Genomic DNA, 15,158 nt, shown 5'->3' with positions numbered 1-15,158 from the left:
GTAAACATGTCAAAACGCATTCCGAACGTTCGCCAAACTTCACCTGCTTTTCCGGACACCTCACTTGCAAGTCAAAATAAAAAAAACGAGGAATATTTCCATTAGAAATACGCCTCGTTTCTCATCGTTTATTAAGTGAATTCACTTTCTACCAAGCAGGAGGAAGTTTTTATGCCACTCCTTACCCGCCGATATACGACATGCCAATCTTTTTGCGCGATTTCGCTGTCTGTTCCGTCCGTTCATCCGAATACCGGTCACTCCGGCGTTCCCATACACGGCTGATTGCTTCCAGCAGTTCCGGATCCTCCAAGCCGCTCCGAAGAAGTTCGCGGATATCGAACCCTTCGGTGGCAAACAGGCACGTATAGAATTTGCCGTCAGATGACAGGCGGGCGCGTGTGCACGATGAACAGAAGGATTCCGAAACAGAAGTGATAAAGCCGACTTGCGAGTCGCCGCCTTTATAGCGGTAGCGTTTCGCCACTTCTCCGAAATAATCCTGATCGACGGGTTCCAGTTCATAGGCAGACAGGAGCTTTTCCAAAATCTCTTTTTTGGTGACGACTTTTTCAAAGCTCCATCCATTGTCGGTGCCGACATCCATGAATTCGATATAGCGCAGCGTAATGCCTTTTTCCTTGAAGTAGGCAGCCATTGGCAGAATCTCCGCTTCGTTGACGCCTTTTTGTACCACCATATTGACTTTGATTTCAAAACCCAGCTCTTTGGCAAAGTCGATATTTTGGAGGATCGGTGAAGAGCCGACACCACGGCCGTTCAGCTTTCCGAACAGATCCGGTTCGAGTGCATCCAGACTGATATTCAGCCGTCGGAGCCCCGCATCAAACAGCGCCGGTCCGTGCTGTTTCAGCAATAACCCGTTCGTCGTCAGCCCTACGTCTTCCACACCTTCAACCGAGAAGATTTTCTTCACCAGCTCCGGGAGGCCGCGGCGCAGCAAAGGTTCTCCTCCGGTCAACCGGATTTTCTTGACGCCCATCAACACGAAGATTCGGGTCAGCCGGTGAATTTCTTCAAAGGACAGCAATTCCTGTTTCGGCAAGAATGCATAATCGTCGCCGAACACTTCTTTTGGCATGCAGTATGAACAGCGGAAATTGCAGCGGTCGGTGACAGAAATCCGCAAATCGCGTATCGGACGTCCCAGCTGGTCTTTTAGTGCTTGCCTTTCCATGCTAACGCCCTCCCTTTCTAGTTGATGCGGGTATTTATATTTTGGAATACGGCAGGGTCTTTATGGATTAGCGAAGACACTGCCCATTCCGTATGGATCGTTTCCAAAAAAGCGAATACGCTCAAATTGCCGAATTCAATAAATTTCCTTAATTCCTGGCTCGAATTGCCATTCCATACACTGAACAGGGGAATTTTTTCTGCTGCTGTCTGAACCGCCGTGACGTCAGCCCGTGATGACAGCTGCATCAACGCCTGTGTTTCATTCGGTCCGATGAAAGGCATATCACATGGAAGCACGAGATACCGTTCAGCCGGCCGCTCTTCCATTGCCGAACAAATGCCTGCGAGCGGACCTTTTCCAGCCACTTCCGGCAAATCAGCTATGACGTCCAGTCCGGCCGGAAAACGGCCGATCAATTCTGGGCGTGTCACGATGACAACCTGATCACAAGCCGCGGCGAGCGCTTGGTAAACCCGTTCATAAAAGAGGCGGCCATCTATTTCAGCAAACGCTTTTGGCGATCCGAAGCGGCTGGACAGTCCGCCGGCAAGCAGAATTCCGACCGTCCGGCTCATCCGCCGCTGACCGGCGGAATCAATGCGACGACATCGCCTTCTGACAGGACGTCATCCGGCAAAGCATATTCTTCATTCACCGCGACTTGGACTGAGTTCTCATCCATACCGGGATATTTGCCGGCAAGCTCTTTTCGCAGCTGATCCACGGTCTGCCCGGCAAACTGCAGCGTCTCTTGAGCCTTTCCGGTCAGTTCTTTGATTCCAGCGAAATAATGAATGGTAATCATATCATTTCTCCTTCCGGTTTTTTCTTCTGGTCGCCGATCCATTCCTCGCCGTCATTCCAGATTTCCTTTTTCCAGATTGGCACGATTTCCTTGATGCGTTCAATTGCGTATTCATTCGCTTCATAAGCCGCTTTCCGGTGCGGCGAGGATACCGCAATTACGACCGCAATGTCGCTGATTTGAAGTTCGCCGATGCGGTGCGCGATCGCCACCTGGGTCCCTTCCCATCTTTCTTCGATTTCCCGGCCGATCTGCGCCAATTTTTTCTCTGCCATCGGCACGTAGGCTTCGTACGCCAAATACAAGGTTTTTACGCCTTTGGTCCATTCCCGGACGTGTCCGGTGAAAAGCGTTACGGCGCCGGCTTCCGGACGCAGCACGTAATCGGCGTAAAGTTGCGGGTTGATCGGTTCGGTCACTATACTATATGCTTTCATCGTTTTCACCTTCCATCCACTCGATAAAAAAACGGGCGATTGCTTCTATATTATCCGCTTCCAGCGTTGCGGTAGTTTCCAATTTCACGCCTGTATGCACAATGACCAGCTGGATATTCGACAGGGTTTCAAGTTCCCGCCAATCTTCCGGGCTTCGGACCAGCACAATTTTCGGATAAGGAGCTGCCTTAAAACCTTCAATTAAAATCAAATCCGGATTGGCCAATAGAGAGAACCGGATGAATTTTTCCAGATCCGCTTCGGGTTCCTCGAGATGCATCTGGACCAATCCATCGCCGTAAACGAGCGAACTGGCTGCGCCGCTTGCGAGAAACTGCGTACTGTCGGTTTCCTGCGGCGGCAGCTCAGGTCTGCCGCCGTGTCCGTGATGTTTTATTGCCGAGACTTTCATCCCTGAAGTACGGGTTAGTTCAATCAACCGCTTCATGAGCGTCGTTTTGCCGCTGTTTTTAAAGCCGACAACTTGCAGAATCCTTACAGCTTCCATGCAGCGCTGCCTTCCTCGACGCCAAGCAGCAGGACGTCCACTGTGTCTCCGCTTGTAAAGCCCCTCGTGCCGCCCGGCAACACAATCAGCGCATTGCCTTTTGCAATGGATGCCACAGCGTTCGATTTGTTGAAGCCGGCGGGTTTGATGGTGTGGCCATCATATACTGCCCGGATAAAGCGTGTAAATGGATTCGCTTGCGGAACGTCTTCCGCTAAAACGGCGGTTGTCTGCGGCAAATACAATTTTTGTGCTCCCATCATTTTTAACAGGGCCGGCCGAACGAACAATTCAAAACCGGTAAAACAGGCGGATGGGTTGCCGGATAAGCCGAATAAAAATTTGCCATCCGCTACCGCAACAGTCGTTACGCTTCCGGGGCGCATGGCGACTTTATTGAACAGGACATTCGCCCCGAGGCGCTCGTAGATGGCCGGCAGAAAGTCAAAGTCGCCGACCGATACGCCGCCGGTGGTGATCAGGCAGTCCGTTTCTTCAGCGGCCCTTTTTACAATGTCAAAACTCTCGTCCAGATTGTCGACCGACAAGCCGTAAGTTTTGCAGGGGATTCCCATGCGTGCCAGTTGTGCAGCGATCATCGGACCGTTGCTGTTGCGGATTTTTCCGGGTACGAGCGGCTCGGATACATCCAGCAGTTCGGTACCGGTAGAAAGAATGCCGACGACCGGGTGCTTGGCTACACGGACCGTTGCGTAGCCGAATGTTGCCAGCAAGGCGACGGTACCGGGATGGATCAAATTTCCGCTTTCAATGACCGTTTCGCCTTGCTCGACGTCTTCGCCTTGGAGCGACACGTTTTCCAGCGGTTCAAACGGTTTGCGGATGGTAAAAAATCCGTCCGATTCCACCGTCTGCTCAAACATGACGACGGCATCAGCATTTTCAGGAAGCGGCGCACCGGTCATGATCCGCACTGCTTGATTGCCGGATAAGGTTTTTTCCGACACCGCTCCGGCGCCGATATGGTCGACGATATCGAAACAGATTCGGTTGTCGCCGGAAGCGCCGGCTGAATGTTTGGAGATGATCGCAAATCCGTCATACGGCGAGCGGTCAAAAGGCGGTACGGGGTGTCCCGCGACAATCGGTTCTGCAAGTATGCGGTTGTAACTTTGTTCGAGCGGCACTGTTTCCGTCTCCAACAGATGCGCTTGGTCAATCACTTTTTGTACAGCTTCTGAAACCGGAATCGGTTTTCGGTGTTCCACCATCTATATCTACTCCTCGATTTTTCCTGATATACTTAACTTTAAGAACCGGAAAGGATGATAAACATGTCTGAACTGACACACTTTAACGAACAAGGACGGGCCAAAATGGTCGACGTTTCCGGAAAAAACGATACGGTGCGGACGGCACGCGCCAAAACGGCTGTCCTTCTGAACGAAGTCATCTACCAGCAAATCAAAGACGGCACCAATAAAAAAGGCGACGTGTTTGCGGTGGCCCAAGTGGCCGGCATCATGGCGGCGAAAAACACCGCCCAAATCATCCCGATGTGCCATCCGCTCGCACTGAGCGGCGTCGATATTGAATTCGAATGGAATGTCGATGAAGCGAACGCCCATTACGAAGTGCTGCTTTACGCAACGGTCAAAACGAAAGGCCCGACCGGCGTGGAAATGGAAGCGTTGACTGCCGCTTCTGCCGCTGCGCTCACCATTTACGATATGTGCAAAGCAGCCGGCAAGGAAATGGTCATCGGACCGACGATGCTGCTTGAGAAAACCGGCGGCAAGTCGGGCGATTACGAACGCGCCTGACGGTGTTTGTTCAGTTCAAAAGTGATATGGGCGAGTTCCGGCAACACCAGCCGCTCCATTGCAAGCTTCACTGCACCGCGTGAACCCGGCAGGACAAAAATGGCTTTATCTGAAGCCACGCCTGCCGATGCGCGGCTTAAAAGTGCTCTCGTGCCGATGTCTTCCCTAAAACTCAAGAAACGGAATAATTCGCCGAAACCCGGAATTTCTTTTTCGAATAAGGGTTCAATCGCTTCAATCGATACATCGCGCTTGGCAATGCCCGTGCCGCCAGTTGAAACAATAGCGTCAAGATCCTTTTCTTCCAGCCACTCTGCCACCGCTCGTTTGATTTCCGCTTGGTCATCTTTCACAATCCGGTAGCCGGCCACTTCGATGCCGGCCGCTTCTGCCAAGGTTTTCATCAATGCTCCGCCTGTATCGGTTTCCGGTGTGCGGGTATCGCTGACCGTCAAGACGGCAATGCGGATGTTCTTTTCCAGATCAAATGATTCCGACATTCAAATTCTCCTTTTTGCTTCAGCCAAACAACTGATGATAAAATTTCCGGCCTTCGGCAACATTCCGGATGCCGTGGATCAGCAAGCGGCCGTCTTTAAACAGGACGGCCCTTTTGCCGTGCACATTCAGTTCCACGAAATACGGCGTGCTGTTAACGGAGCCGCCCATTTGCCGGCCGATATTTTCAGCGGCATTCATCGAAATGGGACGGTCTGGATCCGGCAGTACCTGCACGGCGTCCCGGCCGCATAAAACGGCATACGACCCTTGCCCTCTTGCCTCCAGTGCCGGAAAGACCGGTTCTTCTCCGCAAGTTGCGCACTCGGGATTCTTTATGCGTGAAACGCCTAAATCGTGCTGCATATTGTCCCATAAATCAAAGTAATGGACTTTTTTTCGCATAGCCTCGCGGTTTCCACTTAGCCATTTCAAAGCTTCTGTACATTGAAGAGCGGCTGTCACTTGGACTGCCGGCGGGATGATGCCGACCGTGTCACAGGTTTGATTGACTGCCGGCAATACCGGCAGCAGACAACGGAAACAAGGGGTTTCTTTCGGGATAAAAGGAAAAACGACGCCCGAGCTGCCTACACAAGCCCCGTATATCCAGGGGACCCCGAATTTGACGGAGGCGTCATTGATCAGAAGCCGCGTTTCAAAATTGTCAGTCGCATCCATGATCAACCTGCAGCTGGCGGCCAGCTTTTCCATTAACGGTGCGTCCGCATGCGCCAAATACGTGGTCAAGCGGAGGTCGGTTCGGATCGCTTTCAGCCTTTTTTCAGCAGCAACCACTTTCGGTGTCAGCTGCTCCGCATCTTCTTCGGTGAAAAGCTGTTGGCGCTGCAAATTGGACAGTTCCACATAATCCCGGTCTACGAGGTGGATTTCCCCGACGCCTGCTCTTGCCAGTGTTTCTGCAATGGCGGACCCTAAAGCACCGCAGCCGATGATGGCTACTGAAGATTCACCCAAATTTCCTTGTCCGGACGATCCAATCGGTTTAAACAGGACTTGCCGGGAATAGCGTTCTTCCACAGTCAGCCACCTCTTTTCTGCATTCAAATTTGTTCATTATTCCGCAGTTCTTCTTTTAAAAAACTGTTGCTGATCACGCCTTATTCTAATCTTAATAAAAAGCGGCATTAAAAGAAAGGAAAGCAGCGAATCAAATCATAATATTCAATCAGTTAACAAAGCTTCATAAATATAAAAAAACAAGCATCTCTCTTAAATAAGGGATGCTTGTTTCAATTCTTGTTCACTCATCACGCCTTTTTCGATCCGGACGATGCGATTGGCGAGTTCTTCTGCATCGGCAATGCGGTGAGTCACCAGGATCACCGGAATCTTCCAAAGTTCGTGGATGCGCAGAAGTTCGTCATGGCAGCGGCTGCGCGTCGCGTCATCGAGCGCGGAAAAAGGCTCATCCAAGAGCAGGATGTCCGGTTTTGCGGCAAGCGCACGCGCCAATGCCACCCGCTGTTTTTCGCCGCCTGATATTTGATGCGGATATTTCGACAGCAGTTTCTGGATTCCTAAAAGCCGGGTCAATTCATTCACATGGGACAAATCAGCGTTCCTGCCCAAACTGAAAAGAATGTTTTTCTCTATCGTAAAATGCGGAAACAAGGCATAATCCTGAAACAGATAACCGACTTTCCGCTTTTGGATCTTTAGCGGTTTTTGGCCTTTTCGGTAAAAATGCTGCCCGTTCAAAGAAATCTCTCCATTATCCGGCTGGACAATGCCGGCAATGCAGTTCAGCAACGTGGTTTTTCCGGAGCCTGATGAACCGATCAACGCCAGTATTTCCTGATTCATCCCAAAGTCCGCGTTCAGTTCAAACTGTTCGAGCTGCTTGCTGATGTTCACTGTCAACATGGCTACTACTCCCTTCCGAGCCGGACTTCATTCTTTTTGCGCCAATAATTCAACCACGACATCACGGCCAGTCCCAGTGCTGAAATCGTCAGCACCCAGAAAGCGGCTTTTTCCATTTGCCCCGCTTCATAAGCAAAATAAATGGCGAGCGGCACTGTTTCGGTCTGTCCCGGAATATAGCCGGCAATCATCAACGTTGCCCCGAACTCCCCAATTCCCCTGGCAAAAGACAAAATCAGCCCGGCAAAAATGCCCGGCCAGGCAAGCGGAAAGGTGATGGTCCGGAAAATCCGCCATTCAGATGTCCCCATCGTCCGTGCGACATTTTCCCAGCGCGGATCCACTTTTTCAAACGCGGCAAGTGTGCTTTGGTACATCAACGGCAATGACACGACAAAAGACGCAATAACCGCCCCTGCCCAAGTGAACACAATGCGAATGCCGAACCACTCTTCCAACAGACTGCCGAGCGGTCCGTTTATCCCGAACATATAAATCAGGCCGAAACCGATGACCGTGGGAGGCAAAACGAGCGGCAAAAGAATGAGCGCTTCCACAAAACTTCTTCCAAAGAAATTTCGTCTGGCCATAAAACGGGCAAGCAAAAGACTGACCATAAATACAAAAAAAGTGGAAATGGAAGCCACTTTTAACGATAGCCAAAAAGGCGATAAATCATCAGGCATCCGGCTGCGCTCCTTCAACTGGCACAAAGCCGTATTCCTCCAACAATTTTTGCCCTTCTTCACTCGTTAAGAAAGCCAAAAAAGCTTCCGCGGCTTCTATGTTTTTTGCTTCACTTGTGATAGCTGCAGGGTAAACAATTTCCAGTTTGCCCTGCGGCAAATCGATTGCTGTTTGGAGGTTTGGTGAACGTGCGGCATCGGATGAATAGACGATGCCCATTTCCGCATTGCCGCTTTCAATATAACTCAGTACTTGGCGTGCATCTTTTGCCAAAATCAACTTGCCCGCCAAAGCATCCCATATCCCCATACTGCTAAGCGCTTCTTTGGTATAAAAACCAATCGGTACGCTTTCCGGTTCTCCAACCGCCACTATGCCGCTTGAATCCTTCAGCAGCTGTTCCGGATCGGTTTTCTCTAATCGATCAACGGACGCCAACACCAGCCGGTTTTCCGCAAAATTTCGGATGGTCTGTTCTTGCACCAAACCGCCCTGTTGCAGGATATCCATGTCATTGGCACTCGCCGATAAAAATAGATCTACTGGCGCGCCTTGCTCGATCTGGTTCCGAAGCTTGCTGGAGGATCCAAAATTAAAGGCCACATCCACTTCGGGATGAGTCTTGTTAAACTCTTTTTCAGCAGAAAGCATCACTTCTGTCAAACTGGATGCCGACGAAATGAGCAGTTCCCCGTCGCTGTCGGCTGAGGTCCCGCCGCAAGCTGACAACAGCGAAACGGCCGCCAATAAGGGTATTATTTTTCTCATCTACCATTCATCACCCTTCCTTCGGATAAACCGGGATTCATCTCGCAATTCGCGACAATGAAAACAGATAAATTTTCTAAATGGAGCGGCTTTGGATTGCCTTTCATTCTATTGAAAGAAATCACTTTACCTGATTGAAAATAAGGATACCGCTTCTCTCGGAGTGCCGTCAACAAACGCCCGGGAATATCCAGGTATCTGAACAAACACTGTTTGCTGTAATTTAAATCGTGGTAGAAATCTATCCAGAATGTAATGATGTTCCTTTTTATACAAAATCAAGCCTGGACGAATGGTTAATCGATTCGTCCAGGCTTGATTTATGATTTTAAAAATAGTATTTTTTCTACCCAACCATGTTGTCGCTGCCGAAGAAGTTCCTGAACATCTGGATGGTTGTATCCCGGTTCATGGCTGCTATGGAAGTCGTCAACGGAATGCCTTTCGGGCAAGATACTACACAGTTTTGCGCCATCCCGCATTGCTGGATTCCGCCTGGGGCCATCAGCAAATTCAACCGCTCATCTTTGTTCATGGCGCCTGTCGGATGAGCATTCATCAACCGCACTTGGGAAATTGGAGCCGCACCGATAAATTCAGATTTATCGTTTACATTTGGGCACACTTCCAAACAAACACCGCAGGTCATGCACTTTGACAATTCATACGTCCATTGGCGCTTGCGTTCAGGCATGCGAGGCCCTTCACCAAGGTCATGAGTTCCGTCAATCGGAATCCAAGCCTTCAATCTCTTGAGCGTATCAAACATGGTGCTGCGGTCGACAATCAAGTCGCGGACGACCCGGAATTTCTTCATCGGCTGAAGGCGGATCGGCTGCTCCAATTGGTCAACAAGTGCTGTACATGACTGGCGCGCTTTGCCATTGATGACCATCGAACATGCACCGCAAACTTCCTCCAGGCAGTTCATATCCCAAACCACGGGCGCCGTTTTTTCACCTTCTGCATTCACCGGATTTCTGCGTATTTCCATCAAAGCTGAAATGACATTCATATTCGTGCGGTACGGCACTTCGAACTTTTGCCAGTATGACTTTTCGTTGGTGCTGTTCCTGCGTTCAATTTCAAAAACAACGGTTTTTGACGCTTCCTTCATTTTCATTCATCTCCTTTTGGAATCTAATTGCAGAAATCACAAAACCATGAATAAGATGAATAGCTTTTCAGGAGAACGTACCCATAATGAATAATCATTTATTTATATTCAAAACTAGAAATTGAATAAGAATCCTTCAATATTCATTCATTTTATATCGAATGAATTTCAATAACCAAGATCACAGTAGCATCGTATCGCTTTGCACAAAAAATGTTTAGGACAGTGGTGATTAAAAACGAATAAATCGGTGAAATTCTATTCACTTTTATTCACTAATCATTCATTTGCCGTTATCCTCGCCACCAGCTTTCCTGAATACTGATTTGCGAGCGCTTCGTGCGCTGATCGGACTTCTTCAAGTTAAAACTCTTTTGCTATGTGTACTGTTAGCCCCTCTGACTCAATATAATGACTTAACCGGGCGATGATTTCTCCGTCCGGCTCTCCGTTATAGGCACTGACTTTCAAATCTGCAGCAGTATTGACGTCCAGCTGGACGCCATTCGGATAAGCAATACGCCCTCCGCTCCGCACAAGTTCCAGAAGGTCCTGCACCAGTTTGCCGCCTGCCGTGAAGAAGGCGGCATCCACCATCTCCGGTGCAAGTGACTTAATGTGCTGCATAGCATTTTCACTGTGGCCATCCACCACTTTTTCAATTCCCAATTGCTGGACCAAGGTTACGCCATCATCGCCTGAGGCAACCGCAATTACCTCTGCTCCCATCAATTTGGCAAGCTGCACCGCCATGTGGCCGACTCCGCCGCTGGCACCCATGATCAAAATTGTTTCGCCCCTTTGAAGCCTCAAGACATCTTCCAGGCCTCTAAGCGCTGTTAAGCCAACCCCTAAGATAGCACTTGCTTCTTTCATCCCAAGCAGCTTCGGGATCAGGGAAACATACTCTGCACCCACAGCCGCGTATTCAGCGTAGGTCCCTCCATTTGCATTCAGAAAAGAAGCCGTATAAACCGAGTCACCCGTCTTGAATTGATCAACATCTTTTCCAGTAGCTTCTACGGTTCCAGCACCTTCTGAACCGAGGATATACGGAAATGACGGTTCCAGCCCAAGCATTTCTGCATAGCCCCCTTCCCGTTCATACACATCCCAAGTGCTGACCGCTGAATACTTGAGTTTGATCAGCACTTCATTCGCTGCGATTTCAGGTACGGGAACCTGTTCAATCCTAAATTCTTCAGGCCCGCCAAAACGGTGCAAAACTGCGGCTTTCATCTGTTTCCCCATGAATACACCCCTGTCCGGTTTTATTTACTTACTGTTAAGGTAGCAGGAGATGGCAATAAGTACAATATTAGTTTTCAAAATATTTAAAAAGAGGCAGCTGTAATTTCAGCTGCCTCGAACACTTCATAAATTTGATGTGGCGATGTTAAAGAATATTCTTAAATCCGCCCAAAACGCAACTAAAGATAATCAAAAATTTTTATGTCTATTCCATCAATCGTGCCAAGTTCTTCTTCCAGATCCCATAACTGTATTTGGGTTGTTTCATCGTTTTCAATGAACGGCTGCAGCGCTTCGATTTCTGCGTAAAAAACCGGATTGTATTTGACAGAACCCGTCCGTTCATTCTTTAATTTCAACAGTCCCCTGAATTTCAACTGGTCCACCACTTGCCCGGTTTCTTCATATAGTTCCCTGCTTGCGCATTCCCGGGGCGTCTCATTTCCTTCCCGGCTTCCGGCTGGCAATTCCCATTGCTTGCGCCATTTGTTGAAGCACATCAAGTATTTCCCTTTGCATTTTATAACCGCAAACGATCCCGCAAGCGGCTGATACTCGCCCATTTCCTGTTCTTGGGCAGCTACAAAGCCAAGAAATTCAAAACCATGATTCTGAGTAACGTTCATTGAAATTCACCGCCTGATTTTTACTCGTTGAGCTCTTCTTCATAAGGATTAGCCTAAAAATCATTATCAAAATCAGACCGGCCTTCTAATCCAAAGTCCGATTTCAAGGCATTAGATCACATTTTCTTTAATTTGCAGACGACGAATAACCTGATCGATTTGTTCACCTGCATCCAACGATTCTTGATACCCTGGGCTTAGCTGCCGCGTAGAGTAACTCTTAAGCGACTTTCGGTCTCGCTGGCTTTTCTAGTTATTTTACTTCTTTCCGCTTCGTTTCAGGACTCATTTTTTTGCACGCAAACAAGAGGATCCAGCATATGAAAGCAATGCTTAGAAATGTAGCAACGTGGAGCCAGGGTGAGACGGTTGTGCCAAACGCCACTTCACTTTGAAGCGTTTCAGCGTTTTCCCATGCTTCCACCATATTCGGCCGGTAAAGAGCTGTTTTGACATAGCCGACCGCCATTTTCGTCAAAAAATAAATTAAGTGGATTGTGGTCGAGGCAAGTAAAGCTTGTAAAACTATCTTCATTTCTACACCTCTTTTACAACTTCAATTAGTTACCATTATTTTCACTTTCACCTAAATTTTAGTATATCAGTATTTTCATCTATAACCACAAGGTTTTTAAAATTTTCTAATACCTTCTCTTCAAACAGCGAAGCTGTTTTTATCTCCAGAAAAGGCAAACAAAAAGCCAAGCACTAATGAAAGTGCTTGGCTGTCAAACTGAATTATTAAAGATAAGCTCCATCCTCAGAGTTTTATCCAGCATACTTGGGATGCTTCAGCATGAGTGGCTATATCCTGTTATATGATTGGAAAATGCCTGAAAAAATCCCCCTAGAGTGTCAGATTAGAAAAGTTATTCACCCGTAATTTTTTCTGTGTGGCTTTCAGTCTTCGCTTCGCTGTGTCCAGGACCAAAATAACTTAAAATGACAACTCCAATCAAAATTAGAAGGATTCCGGACACACTCGCAAAGTTGATTTTTTCTTTCCAGATCAAAACGGAGATCACGGTTGTCGCGACCATTCCAAGTCCGGACCAAATGGCGTAAGCGGCATTGAGTGGAATGGATTTTAACGCCAAAGATAAGAAGAAAAACGAAAACACGAACGCAATCAGCATGCTGATTGTCGGCAGGATTTTTGTAAATCCATCCGATGCTTTTAACAGCGATGAGCCGAACAACTCACCGATGATGGCAAGCAATAAATAAACATATGACATAAACTTCAACCTCCGGACTTTTAAAAGATATATGTATAAAACGGGCTTTATGGTGTCCTTTACCCGTTGTCCGGAGTTTATATTAACTGTTTCGCAAAAAACATGAAAAGACCGAAAGCTCTTTTATTGAGCTTTCGATCTTATGAATTATGCCTCTTTAGAGATATTCTTTTTCAAACGTGCGTGTGCTGCGTACCGTATCAATCGGGCGCACCATTTTTTCAATTTGTTCGCGTTTTGGCTCCAGGAATGGAGGCAGCGACAGTTTTTCTCCTACCGTTTCATAAGGCTCATCTCCCATGAACCCGGGGCCGTCTGTCGCCCATTCAAATAAGATGCCATTTGCTACACGTGCATAAAGCGATTCAAAGAAAAAGCGGTCTACGTAGCCGGAAGTGCCAAAGCCGAAACCTTCCATGCGGTCGATCCATTCTTTTAAGACGGCTGTGTCCGCTACTCGGAATGCTGCGTGGTGGACAGTGCCAAAGCCTTGGCGGCCGGCCGGCAGGATGACGTTATGTTCGACAATCACTTGTGCACCGTTTCCGCCTTCTCCCACTTCAAAAAGGTGAAGCGAGCCTTCTTTTGCTGTTTCGCGCATCAGCATCGCCTTTTCCAGCACTTCTTTAAAGTAGTCGAATTCCGCAATCCGGACGTGGATCGGGCCAAGTCCGGTAATGGCAAACTCCAATGGCACCGGACCATTTTGCCACGGGGTACCGGATGCAACGCCTTCGTTGTGTTCATCGGAAACGAGCATGTATTGCTGATCGTCAAAATCGACAAACGACAATGTTTTCTTGCCGAACAACTCCTGGATGCCTTTATGTTTCACCTCGTATTTATCAAAGCGCTTGACCCAGTATGCCAGTGCCTCGTCCGTCGGCACACGGAATGCCGTTTTGTAGATTTCATTCGTACCGTGCACGCCCTTTGGAATGCCCGGGAAATCAAAGAATGTCATATCTGTTCCAGCGGATCCTTTGTCATCCGCAAAAAATAGATGGTAGGTCTGAATATCGTCCTGGTTGACCGTTTTTTTCACTAAACGCATCCCCAAAACATAAGTGAAAAATTCGTAGTTCTTTTCTGCGCTGCTAGTAATAGCGGTTACGTGGTGGATTCCTTTAATTTCGTTCATGTTATTCTCTCCCTTTAATCCTTTTTTATTATCTCGAATTCGAGATATATAATTAAAAAAATAGTGAAGCGCTTAAATGTTCCATTTATCTTTAATTCGAGATAATCATAACATTTCTTTTTTCCAGCGTCAACTATGTCTTTTCTTTCTCTTTATGATTTAATTATCGTTTTGATCCTGCTACCTCCTATCATCCAACCCAAAAATATTGGGCAGTATCCAGGCGAGTCTTGATTCATTGATTCTTACCTTATAACTTCCATAAGCGCAGGAATCTTGTTTAACATGTCTGTTTCACCGCTTTTTTTCGTTTTTCAGCCTGTCAACTTCGGATTCAAGAAAATCTAAGCGCTTGTGGATCCGGTACAAAATCGGCAAATAAGCCAGTACGACTATAATCATCCATCCCATTTAACCACCCCTTCCAAACAACCGGTGTCAAAACCGTTCTGCTCCTCACTTTAACAACGGGATAATTTCCTTGCCATTCTTGTCGAACAGATAAATTTCCAGAAGGTTCGTTCCGTTAAGGCGAGCAGGCAATTTTTTGTAAATAATAAATTGTTTGCCTTCAGGAACCACTGAAGAAAAATCGGAATCTTGTTTGCTTAATTTTGCGGTCACGTGCTTTATCTCGGACTTCGGATTTTTCCCAATGAAGACGCCGTACATTCCTTTATCCGTTTTGATGTCATGATAGGACACCATATTTGTGCCCCATCCGGAAACGTTGATTTTATAGTTGCCGTTCCAGCCTTTTATCAAATGGGCATATCCGATATTTTCATCTGGTGTTTCGAATAAAACGATTTTAGAATTTGTGTTCTCCAGCTGGGCGGTGTCCTTGATCTTTAATCGGAATTCGGTGCTATTCCCTCTGGATTGCCACTTTATTAATGCTGATTCAATGTCCGCTTCGTTATTTTCTATTGTATATTGATTGAAATAATTTGCTGCAAGTCCTATAGGTATCAAAAGAAGCAACAACAATAACCAAAACCATTTTTTGCTCATCCAACGCTACGCCCCTTCTATTCAAAAGTCTCCTATTTCTGCTGTCTATCCGTTTCCAATAACTTACTCTTATTATACTGGAAAATGTGGAATAAGTTTCAAAATATTCGGTTTCTCACTTTTAAATCTTTATAAAAGAGATATGATAAAACAACAGAATCCCTGTGTTGCGATAGCAAATGGCTACCGGGATAAA

19 protein-coding genes are annotated in these 15,158 nt (G+C 47.5%); 1 reads left to right on the top strand and 18 read right to left on the bottom strand.

Annotated elements, in window-relative coordinates; genetic code table 11:
• Positions 1–181 precede the first annotated feature (181 nt).
• Genes moaA through HU147_RS11540 form a run of 6 tightly spaced genes read right to left on the bottom strand, consistent with a single transcriptional unit; the run spans position 182 to position 4,183 of the window.
• Positions 182–1,198, bottom strand: coding sequence for a GTP 3',8-cyclase MoaA (moaA, locus tag HU147_RS11565; protein WP_224076378.1), 1,017 nt, complete (start codon positions 1,196–1,198; stop codon positions 182–184).
• A gap of 17 nt (positions 1,199–1,215) precedes the next feature.
• Positions 1,216–1,776, bottom strand: a complete 561-nt coding sequence (mobA, locus tag HU147_RS11560; RefSeq protein ID WP_224076377.1) for a molybdenum cofactor guanylyltransferase — start codon at positions 1,774–1,776, stop codon at positions 1,216–1,218.
• Positions 1,773–2,006, bottom strand: a complete 234-nt coding sequence (gene moaD / locus HU147_RS11555; protein ID WP_224076376.1) for a molybdopterin converting factor subunit 1 — start codon at positions 2,004–2,006, stop codon at positions 1,773–1,775. The genes mobA and moaD overlap by 4 nt, the downstream gene beginning before the upstream one ends.
• Positions 2,003–2,443: a molybdenum cofactor biosynthesis protein MoaE gene (locus HU147_RS11550; protein WP_224076375.1), complete on the bottom strand. Its 441-nt coding sequence runs from the start codon at positions 2,441–2,443 to the stop codon at positions 2,003–2,005. Before HU147_RS11550 ends, moaD begins: the two co-directional genes overlap by 4 nt.
• Entirely contained in the window at positions 2,430–2,951 is a 522-nt protein-coding gene (gene mobB / locus HU147_RS11545) for a molybdopterin-guanine dinucleotide biosynthesis protein B (RefSeq protein WP_224076374.1), read from the bottom strand. Before mobB ends, HU147_RS11550 begins: the two co-directional genes overlap by 14 nt.
• Positions 2,939–4,183, bottom strand: coding sequence for a molybdopterin molybdotransferase MoeA (locus HU147_RS11540; RefSeq protein WP_224076373.1), 1,245 nt, complete (start codon positions 4,181–4,183; stop codon positions 2,939–2,941). Before HU147_RS11540 ends, mobB begins: the two co-directional genes overlap by 13 nt.
• A gap of 63 nt (positions 4,184–4,246) precedes the next feature.
• Between HU147_RS11540 and moaC the strand changes: the two genes are divergently transcribed.
• On the top strand, positions 4,247–4,735 hold the full coding sequence (gene moaC, locus HU147_RS11535; protein WP_224076372.1) for a cyclic pyranopterin monophosphate synthase MoaC: 489 nt from the start codon (positions 4,247–4,249) through the stop codon (positions 4,733–4,735).
• Here the strand turns inward: moaC and HU147_RS11530 are convergent.
• The 12 genes from HU147_RS11530 to HU147_RS11475 all read right to left on the bottom strand — a co-directional run bounded on the left by HU147_RS11530 (position 4,720) and on the right by HU147_RS11475 (position 14,962).
• The gene (locus HU147_RS11530; RefSeq protein WP_224076371.1) at positions 4,720–5,235 is read right to left on the bottom strand and encodes a MogA/MoaB family molybdenum cofactor biosynthesis protein; all 516 of its coding nucleotides are present in this window, start codon (positions 5,233–5,235) and stop codon (positions 4,720–4,722) included. The two genes, moaC and HU147_RS11530, sit on opposite strands and share 16 nt — an antisense overlap.
• A 19-nt stretch (positions 5,236–5,254) precedes the next feature.
• Positions 5,255–6,274 carry a ThiF family adenylyltransferase gene (locus HU147_RS11525; protein WP_224076539.1) on the bottom strand — a complete coding sequence of 340 codons (1,020 nt, stop codon included), beginning with the start codon at positions 6,272–6,274 and terminating at the stop codon, positions 5,255–5,257.
• Positions 6,275–6,466: 192 nt separating this feature from the next.
• Positions 6,467–7,120 carry an ATP-binding cassette domain-containing protein gene (locus HU147_RS11520; protein ID WP_224076370.1) on the bottom strand — a complete coding sequence of 218 codons (654 nt, stop codon included), beginning with the start codon at positions 7,118–7,120 and terminating at the stop codon, positions 6,467–6,469.
• A gap of 5 nt (positions 7,121–7,125) precedes the next feature.
• Positions 7,126–7,806, bottom strand: coding sequence for a molybdate ABC transporter permease subunit (modB, locus tag HU147_RS11515; protein ID WP_224076369.1), 681 nt, complete (start codon positions 7,804–7,806; stop codon positions 7,126–7,128).
• Positions 7,799–8,575: a molybdate ABC transporter substrate-binding protein gene (modA, locus tag HU147_RS11510; RefSeq protein ID WP_224076368.1), complete on the bottom strand. Its 777-nt coding sequence runs from the start codon at positions 8,573–8,575 to the stop codon at positions 7,799–7,801. The genes modB and modA overlap by 8 nt, the downstream gene beginning before the upstream one ends.
• 346 nt (positions 8,576–8,921) lie before the next feature.
• Positions 8,922–9,692, bottom strand: a complete 771-nt coding sequence (sdhB, locus tag HU147_RS11505) for a succinate dehydrogenase iron-sulfur subunit (RefSeq protein ID WP_224076367.1) — start codon at positions 9,690–9,692, stop codon at positions 8,922–8,924.
• Positions 9,693–10,055: 363 nt separating this feature from the next.
• Positions 10,056–10,943, bottom strand: coding sequence for a quinone oxidoreductase family protein (locus HU147_RS11500; RefSeq protein WP_224076366.1), 888 nt, complete (start codon positions 10,941–10,943; stop codon positions 10,056–10,058).
• A gap of 179 nt (positions 10,944–11,122) precedes the next feature.
• On the bottom strand, positions 11,123–11,569 hold the full coding sequence (locus HU147_RS11495) for an NUDIX domain-containing protein (protein WP_224076365.1): 447 nt from the start codon (positions 11,567–11,569) through the stop codon (positions 11,123–11,125).
• A gap of 253 nt (positions 11,570–11,822) precedes the next feature.
• Complete coding sequence (locus HU147_RS11490) at positions 11,823–12,104, bottom strand: hypothetical protein (protein ID WP_224076364.1); 282 nt, start codon at positions 12,102–12,104, stop codon at positions 11,823–11,825.
• Positions 12,105–12,438: 334 nt separating this feature from the next.
• The gene (locus HU147_RS11485) at positions 12,439–12,807 is read right to left on the bottom strand and encodes a DMT family transporter (RefSeq protein ID WP_224076363.1); all 369 of its coding nucleotides are present in this window, start codon (positions 12,805–12,807) and stop codon (positions 12,439–12,441) included.
• A gap of 157 nt (positions 12,808–12,964) precedes the next feature.
• Positions 12,965–13,948: a ring-cleaving dioxygenase gene (locus HU147_RS11480; protein WP_224076362.1), complete on the bottom strand. Its 984-nt coding sequence runs from the start codon at positions 13,946–13,948 to the stop codon at positions 12,965–12,967.
• A 456-nt stretch (positions 13,949–14,404) separates the two neighbouring features.
• Positions 14,405–14,962 (bottom strand): hypothetical protein, encoded by a 558-nt coding sequence (locus HU147_RS11475; RefSeq protein ID WP_224076361.1) that lies wholly within the window; start codon positions 14,960–14,962, stop codon positions 14,405–14,407.
• Between the last annotated feature and the right edge of the window lie 196 nt (positions 14,963–15,158).

Source organism: Planococcus chinensis, assembly GCF_020071995.1.
Taxonomy (GTDB): domain Bacteria; phylum Bacillota; class Bacilli; order Bacillales_A; family Planococcaceae; genus Planococcus; species Planococcus chinensis_A.
This window is presented reverse-complemented; position numbering and strand designations above follow the sequence as displayed.

Excerpts from the sequence above, each read along its gene's own strand:
- moaA (WP_224076378.1), bottom strand. The coding sequence starts at position 1,198 with ATGGAAAGGCAAGCACTAAAAGACCAGCTGGGACGTCCGATACGCGAT.
- mobA (WP_224076377.1), bottom strand. The coding sequence starts at position 1,776 with ATGAGCCGGACGGTCGGAATTCTGCTTGCCGGCGGACTGTCCAGCCGC.
- moaD (WP_224076376.1), bottom strand. The coding sequence starts at position 2,006 with ATGATTACCATTCATTATTTCGCTGGAATCAAAGAACTGACCGGAAAG.
- HU147_RS11550 (WP_224076375.1), bottom strand. The coding sequence starts at position 2,443 with ATGAAAGCATATAGTATAGTGACCGAACCGATCAACCCGCAACTTTAC.
- mobB (WP_224076374.1), bottom strand. The coding sequence starts at position 2,951 with ATGGAAGCTGTAAGGATTCTGCAAGTTGTCGGCTTTAAAAACAGCGGC.
- HU147_RS11540 (WP_224076373.1), bottom strand. The coding sequence starts at position 4,183 with ATGGTGGAACACCGAAAACCGATTCCGGTTTCAGAAGCTGTACAAAAA.
- moaC (WP_224076372.1), top strand. The coding sequence starts at position 4,247 with ATGTCTGAACTGACACACTTTAACGAACAAGGACGGGCCAAAATGGTC.
- HU147_RS11530 (WP_224076371.1), bottom strand. The coding sequence starts at position 5,235 with ATGTCGGAATCATTTGATCTGGAAAAGAACATCCGCATTGCCGTCTTG.
- HU147_RS11520 (WP_224076370.1), bottom strand. The coding sequence starts at position 7,120 with ATGTTGACAGTGAACATCAGCAAGCAGCTCGAACAGTTTGAACTGAAC.
- modB (WP_224076369.1), bottom strand. The coding sequence starts at position 7,806 with ATGCCTGATGATTTATCGCCTTTTTGGCTATCGTTAAAAGTGGCTTCC.
- modA (WP_224076368.1), bottom strand. The coding sequence starts at position 8,575 with ATGAGAAAAATAATACCCTTATTGGCGGCCGTTTCGCTGTTGTCAGCT.
- sdhB (WP_224076367.1), bottom strand. The coding sequence starts at position 9,692 with ATGAAGGAAGCGTCAAAAACCGTTGTTTTTGAAATTGAACGCAGGAAC.
- HU147_RS11500 (WP_224076366.1), bottom strand. The coding sequence starts at position 10,943 with ATGGGGAAACAGATGAAAGCCGCAGTTTTGCACCGTTTTGGCGGGCCT.
- HU147_RS11495 (WP_224076365.1), bottom strand. The coding sequence starts at position 11,569 with ATGAACGTTACTCAGAATCATGGTTTTGAATTTCTTGGCTTTGTAGCT.
- HU147_RS11490 (WP_224076364.1), bottom strand. The coding sequence starts at position 12,104 with ATGAAGATAGTTTTACAAGCTTTACTTGCCTCGACCACAATCCACTTA.
- HU147_RS11485 (WP_224076363.1), bottom strand. The coding sequence starts at position 12,807 with ATGTCATATGTTTATTTATTGCTTGCCATCATCGGTGAGTTGTTCGGC.
- HU147_RS11480 (WP_224076362.1), bottom strand. The coding sequence starts at position 13,948 with ATGAACGAAATTAAAGGAATCCACCACGTAACCGCTATTACTAGCAGC.
- HU147_RS11475 (WP_224076361.1), bottom strand. The coding sequence starts at position 14,962 with ATGAGCAAAAAATGGTTTTGGTTATTGTTGTTGCTTCTTTTGATACCT.